The 10,977-nt window shown below is 71.2% G+C and carries 7 protein-coding genes; 6 read left to right on the top strand and 1 reads right to left on the bottom strand.

Annotated features, from left to right (window positions below; genetic code table 11):
• Positions 1-62 precede the first annotated feature (62 nt).
• Genes ACM2XV_RS08680 through ACM2XV_RS08670 form a run of 3 tightly spaced genes read left to right on the top strand, consistent with a single transcriptional unit; the run spans position 63 to position 2,507 of the window.
• A complete protein-coding gene (locus ACM2XV_RS08680; RefSeq protein ID WP_344775495.1) occupies positions 63-395 on the top strand; it encodes a hypothetical protein in 333 nt (110 codons plus the stop codon).
• 41 nt (positions 396-436) lie between these two features.
• The gene (locus ACM2XV_RS08675) at positions 437-1,285 is read left to right on the top strand and encodes a PPK2 family polyphosphate kinase (RefSeq protein WP_487026644.1); all 849 of its coding nucleotides are present in this window, start codon (positions 437-439) and stop codon (positions 1,283-1,285) included.
• Positions 1,286-1,325: 40 nt separating this feature from the next.
• Positions 1,326-2,507: a MalY/PatB family protein gene (locus ACM2XV_RS08670; protein ID WP_487026643.1), complete on the top strand. Its 1,182-nt coding sequence runs from the start codon at positions 1,326-1,328 to the stop codon at positions 2,505-2,507.
• Between the two features lie 402 nt (positions 2,508-2,909).
• Here the strand turns inward: ACM2XV_RS08670 and ACM2XV_RS08665 are convergent, their stop codons facing one another.
• Complete coding sequence (locus ACM2XV_RS08665) at positions 2,910-4,190, bottom strand: O-acetylhomoserine aminocarboxypropyltransferase/cysteine synthase family protein (RefSeq protein ID WP_487026642.1); 1,281 nt, start codon at positions 4,188-4,190, stop codon at positions 2,910-2,912.
• Positions 4,191-4,284: 94 nt separating this feature from the next.
• Here ACM2XV_RS08665 and ACM2XV_RS08660 point away from each other — a divergent pair, with 94 nt between their 5' ends.
• From ACM2XV_RS08660 to ACM2XV_RS08650, 3 genes are all read left to right on the top strand, one after another.
• A complete protein-coding gene (locus tag ACM2XV_RS08660) occupies positions 4,285-5,205 on the top strand; it encodes an alpha/beta hydrolase family protein (protein WP_487026641.1) in 921 nt (306 codons plus the stop codon).
• A gap of 77 nt (positions 5,206-5,282) precedes the next feature.
• A complete protein-coding gene (hrpA, locus tag ACM2XV_RS08655) occupies positions 5,283-9,131 on the top strand; it encodes an ATP-dependent RNA helicase HrpA (protein WP_487026640.1) in 3,849 nt (1,282 codons plus the stop codon).
• Positions 9,132-9,223: 92 nt separating this feature from the next.
• Positions 9,224-10,977 (top strand): phosphoenolpyruvate carboxylase (locus tag ACM2XV_RS08650; RefSeq protein ID WP_487026639.1); only part of this gene is annotated, 1,754 nt, incomplete at its 3' end.

The following is a 10,977-nucleotide window of genomic DNA, read 5'->3' as shown; positions in this document are numbered from 1 at the left end:
ACCACGCGCCTCTGCGCACCGGTGCTGACAGCGGGTCAGAGGGCTGGCGTAGGGTGGCCCGCATGACTGGCAGCGAGGACCTCGAGACGCGGCGCCGCGAGGCGCGCGACGAGCTCTCCGCCATCATCGAGCTCAAGTGCCGGCTCGGCGACGACCCGTGGGAGTTCCTGCCAGAGCTGCCCAGCGTCGACGAGCAGGTGGTGCTGACGATGCGGCTCGAGCGCATCGAGGCGGCCGGCCTGGAAGAAGAGCGCGCCCGCGCCTACCACCCCACCGCCGCGCACGGTGCGGCCGAGCGATTCGAATACGGGGTGCTGCGCGGAATCGCCCTCGATCACCCCGGCCTCACGCGCGCCGTGTGGGGCCTGCTCGGCCGACTTCACGATGCGGCCTAGCCTCTAGCGCACCCCCGTGGTGGGGGCAATAGAGTCAGCCCATGCACAAGGCATGGAAGGTTGACCCGGCCGAGTCGCTCAAGGCAGGCCCCGGTTTCGTGCTCGCCGACGTCGACCCCGCGTCGACCCCCGGCTTCAAGGGCGACAAGAAGACCGGTGAAGAGGTGCTCGCCGCGGACGCCGCCGATCTGACCGAGCTGCAGCAGCGCCTCTACGCGCGCGGTGTGGAGGGCGACGAGCGGCGCGTGCTGCTCGTCCTGCAGGGCATGGACACCGCGGGGAAGGACGGCACGGTTCGCCACGTGGTCGGCATGACCCACCCCGAGGGCGTGCAGCTCACGTCGTTCAAGGCGCCCACCGCGTGGGAGCGCCGCCACGACTTCCTCTGGCGGGTGGCGCGGCGGGTGCCGGAGCCAGGGAAGCTCGGCGTGTTCAACCGCTCGCACTACGAGGACGTCCTGATCCAACGGGTGCACCAGATGGCCCCGGCGGCCGAGATCGAGCGCCGCTACGGCGCGATCAACGAGTTCGAGGCGGGGCTGGTCGACCGTGGCATCTCGGTGCTCAAGGTGATGCTGCACATCTCGCCCGACGAGCAGAAGAAGCGCTTGCAGGAGCGCCTCGACCGGCCCGAGAAGAACTGGAAGTACAACCCGGCCGACGTGACCGAGCGCGGCTTCTGGAAGGAGTACCAGGAGGCGTATCAGCTGGCGATCGAGCGCTGCTCGACCGACGTCGCCCCCTGGTACGTCGTTCCCGCCGACAAGAAGTGGTTCGCCCGCATCGCCGTGCAGCGCCTGCTCGACGGCGTGCTCGAGGGCCTCGACCTCACGTGGCCGCTGCCCGACTACGACATCGCCGCCGAGAAGAAGAGACTCAAGAAGTCATAGCGATTTCCGGCGGGCGCGCGCCGCGCGGCATCCTGGGGGCATGACTTTCGAGCCGGCCCTGCCTCTCCCGCACCTGCGCCGCACGCGCTCGAGCATCAAGTGGCGCCGGTTCCCCGAGGATGTGCTGCCGCTGTTCGTCGCCGAGATGGACTGGGGCATCGCGCCCGAGATCACGGCCGCGGTGACGGATGCCTTGGCCGCGGGCGACACGGGATATCTCGACAACCCCGGCCCGCTGGCCCCCGCCTTCGCCGACTTCGCGGCGGCGTCGTGGGGGTGGCAGGTGAACCGCGCATGGGTGCACCTCGCCACCGACGTCACGGTCGGCATCGTCGAGGTGCTGCGCCTCGAACTGCCGCGCACGGGCGGCCGCGTCGTCATCACTCCGCCCGTCTACAACCCGTTCTACGAGATGATCGGCGAGACCGGGGCCGAGCCCGTCGAGGTGCCGCTCGTCGAGGCATCCGATTGGTCTCTCGATCTGGCGGGCCTCGAAGCCGCGTTCCGAGACGGCGTCGACGCCATGATCCTGTGTCACCCGCAGAACCCGACCGGTCGGGTGCACACGCGCGCGTCGCTCGAGGCGCTCGCCCGGCTCGCCGCGACGTACGACGTGCTCGTCGTGAGCGACGAGGTGCATGCCCCGCTCACCCACCCCGGCACGGAGTTCGTGCCGTTCGGAGCGGTCGCCGCCGGGGCCGGTGCGCGCAGCGCCACCGTCACGAGCGCGAGCAAGGCCTGGAACCTGGCCGCCGTGAAGTGCGCCGTCGTCGTCGGAAACGACCCGCGCACCGCGGCGCAGCTGGACGGCCTGCCCGAAGAGCTCGCCGCGCGCACGAGCCTGCTCGGCCTGCGCGCCAACATCGCCGCGTTCGCCAACACCTACTGGCGCGATGCCGCCGTCGAGCGCATCACCGCGAACGTCGCGCTGCTCGCATCCGAGCTCGCCGAGCACGCGCCCGAGGTGAAGCTCGTGCCGGCGAACGCCGGCTACCTCGTGTGGCTCGACTTCCGCGACACCGCGCTCGGCGACGACCCCGCCGCGGTGCTGCGCGAGGTGGGTCGGGTCGCGTTCAACTCGGGGCCGAGCTTCGGCTCCGTCGGTCGCGGCTTCGCCCGCGCCAACCTGGCGTGCGAGCCGTCGACGGTGGTCGAGGCAGTGCGCCGCATCGAGCGCACACTGGTCGCCGTCGGCGCGCGGCTCGGGGTCGGCTCGTTGTAGTCACCGTGCGGCGACACTAGATGTCGCTCCGAGCCGGACACCCCGCCCGCGGCGACACTAGATGCCGTTTCGAGCCGGACACCCCGCCCGCGGCGACACTAGATGTCGCTCCGAGCCGGGCGCCCCTCACGCGGCGACACTAGATGTCGCTTCGCGTCCGACTTCCGTTGGGAGGCGACAGTAGATGCCGCTTCGCCCTGGTCGAACCCGCCTCGAGTGTCGCCGCGTGGAACGGCCGTCGGAGTTTCCGACAACTATTGTCGCCGCGCGGTGCGGGCGAGGCGCCGGGTGCCAGGTGCCAGGCCCAGGCCCCAGGGGCCCCAGACCCCAGGCCCCAGCCCCCAGGCCTCAGGCTCCAGGGGCCCCAGGGGTCCCCAGACCCCAGACCCCAAACCCCAGACGCTAGGCGACCGAGCCGGCCGCCTGCAGCCCCCGCTCGAGGTCGGCGAGGATGTCGCGCGCGCTCTCGATGCCGACCGACAGCCGCACGAGGCCCGGCGTGATGCCGGCATCCGCCTGCTGCTCGTCACTCAGCTTGAGGTGGATCGTCGACCCCAGGTGGATCGCCAGCGTGCGCACGTCGCCGATGTGCGTCATGGGAGTGATCAGCTCGAGCGCGTCAATGAAGCGCCGCGCCGCGTCGCGCGACCCGAGGTCGACCGACACGACCGAGCCCGCACCAAGCGGCAGGTAGCGCTCGGCGAGTGCGCGGTACGGGCTCGAGGCGAGCCCCGGGTAGAGAACGGATGCCACCTCGGGCCGCCCCTCGAGGAACTCGGCCACCGCCTGGGCGTTGGCCACGTGCCGCTCCATGCGCAGCGACAGCGTCTCGATGCCGTGCAGCAGCAGGAAGGTGCTCGTGGGCGGCACGGTCGGCCCGTATTCGAGCACGATCACCGTGCGCAGATAGGCGCCGAGCGCGCCGGCGCCGAAGCGCTCCACGAAAGAGCCGACGCCGGGCCTCGGCGCCTCGGTCAGCTGCGGGAAGCGGCCAGAGGCGGCCCAGTCGAAGCGGCCGCCGTCGACGACCGCGCCGCCGATGACCGAGCCGTGGCCCGAGAGCCACTTCGAGGTCGAGTGGATGACGACGTCGGCGCCGAACTCGATCGGCCGCTCGAGATACGGCGTCGGCACGGTGTTGTCGACGACGAGGGGAACGCCGTGCGCGTGGGCGATCGCGGCGAGCCGCGCGAGGTCGGTGACCTGGCCCAGCGGGTTCGTGAGGCTCTCGGTGTAGAGAGCCTTCGTGGTGGGGCGGAAGCGCGCAGCCCATTCCTCGTCGCTCGCGTCGTCGGGCACGTACTCGGCCTCGATGCCCTGGCGCTTCAGCACCCCGCGGAACATCTCATTCGTGCCCTCGTAGAGCGACCGCGTGATCAGCACGTGGTCGCCGGCACCCGCCAGCGCCGCGACCGCGACGAGGATCGCCGCCTGCCCGCTCGCGACGACGATGCCGTCGACACCGCCCTCGAGGTCGGCGATGCGCTGCCCCGCGACGAAGTTCGTCGGGTTCTCGTTGCGCGAGTATGCCCGCCCCCCGCGCCCGGCGAAGCGCGCCTCGCCGTCGTCGAAGTCATCGAAGACGTAGCCGGCGGTCTGGTAGATCGGCGTGACGCGCGCTTGGGCATGCGCATCGATCACCGCACCCGCGTGGATCTGGCGCGTTTCGAAGTCGAGGGGCATGCGGACAACTGTATTGGCTCGCTTCCGGCGGCCTCTTGTGGGCAGTTCACAAGGCGCAATGACCGCGCGCGGCGGCGTGGCTAGCGTTGCGAGCATGGCAACGGAGCACCCGATCACCGCGCCCGACGGCACTCGCACCGTCGTCGATGAATACCGGCCGCAGGCGCATTCCGAGACAAGCAGGTCGATGGATGCCTCGGCCGCGGTCCTCTTCCTGCCCGCTCTCGGCGTCCCGATCGGGTACTACCGGCCGCTCTTCGAGAAGGCCGCCGCGCGCGGCATCCGCATCTTCGGCCTCGAGATGCGCGGCCGCCCGCGCACGTCGACGACGGACATGCGCAAGCACGACTGGGGCTACGCGACGATCATCGAGCAGGACATTCCGGCCGCGTTCCGGCAGTCGCCGCTCGGCGAGATCGAGCACCTCACGGTCGTGGGGCACAGCCTCGGGGGACTGCTCGCGCTCACGGCGACCGGCGCCGGCATCCTGCGCCCCGACCGCGTCATGACTGCGGCGAGCGGTGCGGCGCACTTCACCTCGCGCGACGGCTTCGTCGCGCGCCTGCAGCGACGACTCGTCACGCCGTGGGCTCGCACGATCACGCAGGTCTGGGGCTACTTCCCGGGGCACAGACTCGGCTTCGGCGACCGGCAGCCGAAGACGATGATCGCCGACTGGCACCGTGAGGCGCGCACCAACCGGTTCATCTTCGCGAACACCTCGACCGACTACGAAGAGGCACTGCACCACGTCGAGGTGCCGGTGCTCCAGCTGTCGTTCGCCGGCGACACGCTCGTGTCGTCTCGGGCGGTCGACATGCTGGCGCAGCGGGTGGGGCCCGTCACCCCCGAGCGCGTGCATCTCGGCACAGATGCCAACGAGGGCCGGGCCTGGGACCATGTGCGGTGGCCCCGTCAGAACGCGGACGCGGTGCTCGACACGATGCAGTCCTGGGCGCGCGAGCACCCGGCCCCCGCGTCGGCATCGCCGCTCCCGACCTCCCCCGAAGTGTGAGTTCGGGTCGCCTCTTTCGCGAAGAGGGAGCCTGAACTCACTCCTCGGCGTCGCGCGCATGGGAGAATCGACGAGGCATGTCCGACAATCTCGAGATCCGCTTCCCTGCCGAACTGCCGGTCAGCGCGAAGCGCGATGAGATCGCGGCGGCGATCCGTGACCATCAGGTCGTCATCGTCGCGGGCGAGACCGGCTCGGGGAAGACCACCCAGCTGCCGAAAATCGCCCTCAGCATCGGGCGCGAGCGCATCGGCCACACCCAGCCCCGCCGCCTTGCCGCCCGCACCATCGCCGAGCGCATCGCCGACGAGCTCGGCGAGAGCGTCGGGCAGACCGTCGGCTACAAGGTGCGCTTCACCGACCAGGTCGGCGCGAGCACTCGCATCAAGCTGATGACCGACGGCATCCTGCTCAACGAGATGCATCGCGACCGCGAGCTCACGGCCTACGACACGATCATCATCGACGAGGCGCACGAGCGCAGCCTCAACATCGACTTCCTGCTCGGCTACCTCGCCCGGCTGCTGCCGCGCCGGCCCGACCTCAAGGCCATCATCACCTCAGCGACGATCGACCCAGAGTCGTTCGCGAAGCACTTCGCCGACGCCGCCGGGAACCCCGCGCCCATCATCGAGGTGTCGGGGCGCACCTACCCCGTCGAGGTCAGGTACCGGCCGCTCGTGGCTGAGGACGTCGAAGACGACGACGTGGATGCCGCAGGTGCGGGTCTCGATACGCCCGCTTCGCGGGCTACTCGACCATCGGAAGATCGCGACCTGAACGAGGGCATCCTCGACGCCCTCGACGAGCTCGCCCGCGAAAGCCTCAGCGACGTGCTCGTCTTCTTCTCGGGCGAGAACGAGATCAGGGACGCGGCGGATGCCATCCGCGGCCACCTCACCCGACAGGGCAAAGCCGATCAGACCGAGGTGCTCCCCCTCTATGGGCGCCTCAGCGCGGCCGAGCAGCACCGCGTCTTCGAGACGTCGACCCGGCCAGGCATCCGTCGCCGCATCGTGCTCGCCACGAACGTGGCCGAGACGAGCCTCACGGTGCCCGGCATCAAGTACGTGATCGACACCGGAACCGCGCGCATCTCACGCTACTCGACGCGCGCCAAGGTGCAGCGGCTGCCGATCGAGGCGATCAGCCAGGCCTCCGCCACCCAGCGCTCAGGCCGCGCCGGCCGCACGAGCGACGGCATCGCGATCCGCCTCTACTCGCAGGACGACTTCGAGAAGCGCCCCGCGTTCACCGAGCCCGAGATCCTGCGCACGAACCTCGCCGCGGTCATCCTGCAGATGATCTCGCTCGGCCTCGGCCAGATCGAGAGCTTCCCGTTCCTCACCAAGCCCGACCCGCGGGGCGTGAAAGACGGCCTCGATCTGCTCACCGAGCTGGGGGCCCTGCAAGGGCGGGGCGCAGAGCTGCGCCTGACCCGCATCGGCCGCGAGCTCTCCCGCCTGCCGATCGACCCGCGCTTCGCGCGCATGGTGCTCGAGAGCCGGCGGCACGGCACCACGCGCGAGGTGATGGCCATCGTCGCGGGCCTCACGATCCAGGACCCGCGCGAGCGCCCCGTCGAGCGCCGGGGCACCGCCGACCAGCTGCACGCGCGCTTCGTCGACCCGACGAGCGACTTCCTCACCCTGCTCAACCTCTGGAACCACCTCGAAGAGAAGCAGCGCGAGCTCAGCTCGAGTGCCTTCAGGCGGCTCTGCAAGGCCGAGTTCCTGAACTACCTGCGCGTGCGCGAATGGCAGGACGTCTACCGCCAGCTGCGCCGGATGTCGAAAGAGCTGCACCTGACCGTGGGCGAGCCCGCGGTGAACCCCGACGGCATCCACAAGTCCCTGCTCGCCGGGCTGCTCAGCCACCTCGGCCTGCGCGACCTGCAGAAGAAGGACTACGCGGGCGCCCGCGGCACGCGCTTCGTCGTCTTCCCCGGCTCGGCCCTCGCCAAGAAGCAGCCCGCAGCTCTGATGAGCGCCGAGCTCGTCGAGACGAGCCGCCTGTTCGCGCGCGTCAACGCCGCGATCGACCCCGCGTGGGCCGAGCCGATCGCGGGCGATGCGCTGCTCAAGCGCCAGTACTCCGAGCCCCACTGGGAGAAGAACCAGGGCGCCGCCGTCGCCTACGAGCGCGTCACGCTCTACGGCGTGCCGATCATCGAGCGCCGCCGGGTGCAGTTCGCGCGCATCGACGAGGCATACGCCCGCACGCTCTTCTTGCGCCACGGGCTCGTCGACGGCGATTGGCCCACCGCGCGCAAGGGGCAGCTGTTCGAGTTCGACCGCAAGAACCGCGCGCTCGTGACGCGCATCGCGCAGCTCGAGGAGAAGACGCGCCGCCGCGACATCACGGGCGGCGAGGAGGCGGTGTTCGCGTTCTACGACGAGCGCGTGCCGCGCGACGTCGTCGACACGCGCAGCTTCGAGCGCTGGTGGCGTGAGGCACGCGCGAAGGACCCCGAGTTCCTGACGATGACCGAGCGGATGCTTCTCGGCGACGACTCCCCCGACGAGCTCGTCGACCAGACCGCGTTCCCGAGCATCTGGCGGCAGGGCGACCAGCGCTTCCAGCTCTCCTACCGCTTCGAGCCGGGAGCGGAGGACGACGGCGTGACGGTCACCGTTCCGCTGCCGCTGCTCGCCCGCCTCGCCCCCGCCGGCTTCGACTGGCAGGTGCCCGGGCTGCGCGCCGAGCTCGTCACGGCGATGATCCGCTCGCTGCCCAAGGCGCTGCGGCGCTCGGTCGTGCCCGCCGCAGACTGGGCGGCGAAGATCGTCGCCGAGGTGCCCGCCGAGCCCGACGGCCGCCCCTTCGCCGACGTCGTGGCGGCGGCGATCAAGAAGCTCACCTACGCCCCGGTGGACCCCGGCGACTTCGACCTCGAGCGCATTCCGGCGCATCTGCGGCCGACGTTCGCCGTGATCGACCAGCGGGGCAAGCGGCTCGGCCGCTCGAAGGACCTCGCGGCGCTGCAGCACCGCTTCGAAAGCAAGGCGCGCGATTCGGTCGCGGCCGTCGCGACGGCCCGGGTGCCCGACGCGCTCGAGCGCGCCAGCGTTCCCGAGTGGGACATGAAAGAGCTCCCCCGTCAGGTCGACACGACGGTCGGCGGGCTGCAGAACACGGTGCGCGGCTACCCGGCTCTCGTCGACGAGCGCGGCACCGTCGCGCTGCGCATCCTCGCGACCCCGGCCGAGCAGGCCAGGCAGCACCCCCGCGGGGTGCGGCGGCTGCTGCTCGCCGAGATCCCGTCGCCCGCGTCGTACGTGCAAGAACATCTGACGGCCCCCGAGAAGCTCGCGCTCGCGACCGCCCCCTACGCGTCGACGCCCGCGCTGTTCGCCGACTGCCTCGCCGCGGTCATCGACGAGGTGCTCGAGAACGACGCGTCGCAGGGCATGGTGTTCACGCGCACCGACTACGAGCGGGTGCGCGATCAGGCATCCCAGCTCGTCGTCGACGCGATGTTCGACACCGTCAAGCAGGTGGCCGCGACGCTCACGGCCGCGCGCGCGGCCGAGAAGGCGCTCGCCTCGACCAGCAGCCTCGCCCTGCTCGCCCCGCTCGCCGACGCGAAGCAGCAGCTCGCGAACCTCGTCTACCCCGGCTTCATCTCGGCGACGGGGCGCGCGCAGCTGCGCCACCTGCCGCGCTACCTGAACGGCATCGCGTGGCGTATCGAGAGGCTGCCCGACAACCCGGGCCGCGACCGCGTGTGGCTCACCGAGGTGCAGAACGCGACCGCGAGATACACGGATGCCGGGGGCACGCTTCCCCTGCAGCCGGGTGCCCGCCCCAGCATCCGGCACGCCCGCTGGATGCTCGAGGAGCTGCGCATCAGCCTGTTCGCCCAGCCGCTCGGCACCGCAGAGAGCGTCTCGGTGCAGCGCATCGCCAAGGTGCTGGCCGAGTAGCCGCGGGCGCTCGGCGTAACACGCGGCATACCGTAACGCCCATGTAACGGGCCAATTGGCTTAGGACCGCGCGCGTCACCTAACCTGACTGCGTGAGCGACCTTCAGCCAGACACCGCCCCGTCGCCCTCTCGCCGCCGCGACAACGCCCGCGCCGAGGTCGACGAGCCCCTCCGCGCCGATGTGCGCACGCTCGGCGGCCTGCTCGGCCGCGTGCTGAACGCGAGCGCCCCCGGCCTGCTCGAGGACGTCGAACGGCTCCGGGCCCTCACCATCGCCGCCTACGAGAACGACGATCAGGAGCGCTTCGAAGAGGCCGAGGCGCTGGTCGCGAGCTTCACGCCCGAGCGCGCAGAGCAGGTCGCCCGGGCGTTCACCGCCTACTTCCACCTCGTGAACCTCGCCGAAGAGCAGCACCGCATCCGCCGCCTGCGCGAGCGCGACGTCCCCGGCCGCGCCGAGACCCGCACCGACACCTTCGCCGGCGCGATCACCCAGCTCACGAGCGAGGTCGGCGAAGAGGAGACCGCGCGCCGTGTGGCCGAGCTCCGCTTCCACCCCGTGCTCACCGCCCACCCGACCGAGGCCCGCCGCCCCGCGATCTCGGGCGCCATCCGCCGCATCGCCGAACTGCTCGCCGAGCGCGACGACCCGCGCCTCGGCTATGCGAGCGGTCTCGAGAACGAGCGCCGGCTGCTCGAAGAGATCGACACCCTGTGGCGCACCAGCCCGCTGCGCGCGCAGAAGCCGACCCCGGTCGACGAGGTCCGCACGGCGATGAACGTGTTCGACACCTCGCTCTTCCAGGTCGTCCCGCGCGTGTACCGCGCGCTCGACGACTGGCTGCTCGGCCCGGATGCCGGTCGCGCGCCGGCCCGCGCGAAGGCCTTCGTGCGCTACGGCTCGTGGATCGGCGCCGACCGCGACGGCAACCCCTTCGTGACCGCCAAGGTGACCCGGCAGGCCGCCCAGATCGCCAGCGAGCACGTGCTGCTCGGCTACGAGCGCGCTGCATCGCGCATCGGCCGCACCCTGACGCTGTCTGCGGAGGACACGCCGCCCTCGGCCGCCCTCTCCGAGCTGTGGATCCGGCAGCGCGCCCTCGCCGGCTTCGCCGCCGACGATCTCGAGCAGCGCTCGCACACCGAGCCGCACCGCCGCGCGCTGCTCTTCGTCACCCGCCGCATCGTGGCGACCCGCACCCGCGACGCCGACCTCGCCTACGAAAGCCCCGACGAGCTGCTCGCCGAGCTGCGCATCATCCAGTCCTCGCTGCGCGAGGGCGGCGCCGAGCGCGCCGCGTCCGGCGAGCTGCAGCACCTCATCTGGCAGGTCGAGTCGTTCGGCTTCCACCTCGCCGACCTCGAGGTGCGACAGCACTCGAAGGTGCACCGCCAGGTTCTCGAAGAGCTGCGCTCGGGCGCCACGCCCCGCTCGGAGCTCGCCGACGAGGTGCTCGAGGTCTTCCACACGATCTCGGCCCTGCAGAAACGGTTCGGCGTCGACGCCGCCCGTCGCTACATCGTGTCGTTCACGCAGTCCGCTGAGGACCTCGCGAACGTCTACGAGCTCGCGAAGCGCGCCCTCGGCTCGGCCGAGGCGGCGCCCGTGCTCGACGTCATCCCGCTCTTCGAGACCTTCGCGGACCTCAACAACTCGACCGACATCCTCGACGGGCTCATCGAGCTCGAGCCGGTCAAGGCGCGGCTCGCCGCGACCGGCCGCCGCCTCGAGGTCATGCTCGGCTACTCCGACTCGTCGAAGGACGTCGGCCCCGTCTCCGCCACCCTGGCGCTCTACGACGCGCAGAGCCGCATCGCCCAGTGGGCCCGGCGCAACGACATCGA

Source organism: Gryllotalpicola sp. CP2-P1, assembly GCF_057512245.1.
Note: the sequence above shows the minus strand (reverse complement) of the source record. Positions and strands in the feature narration are given on the sequence as shown.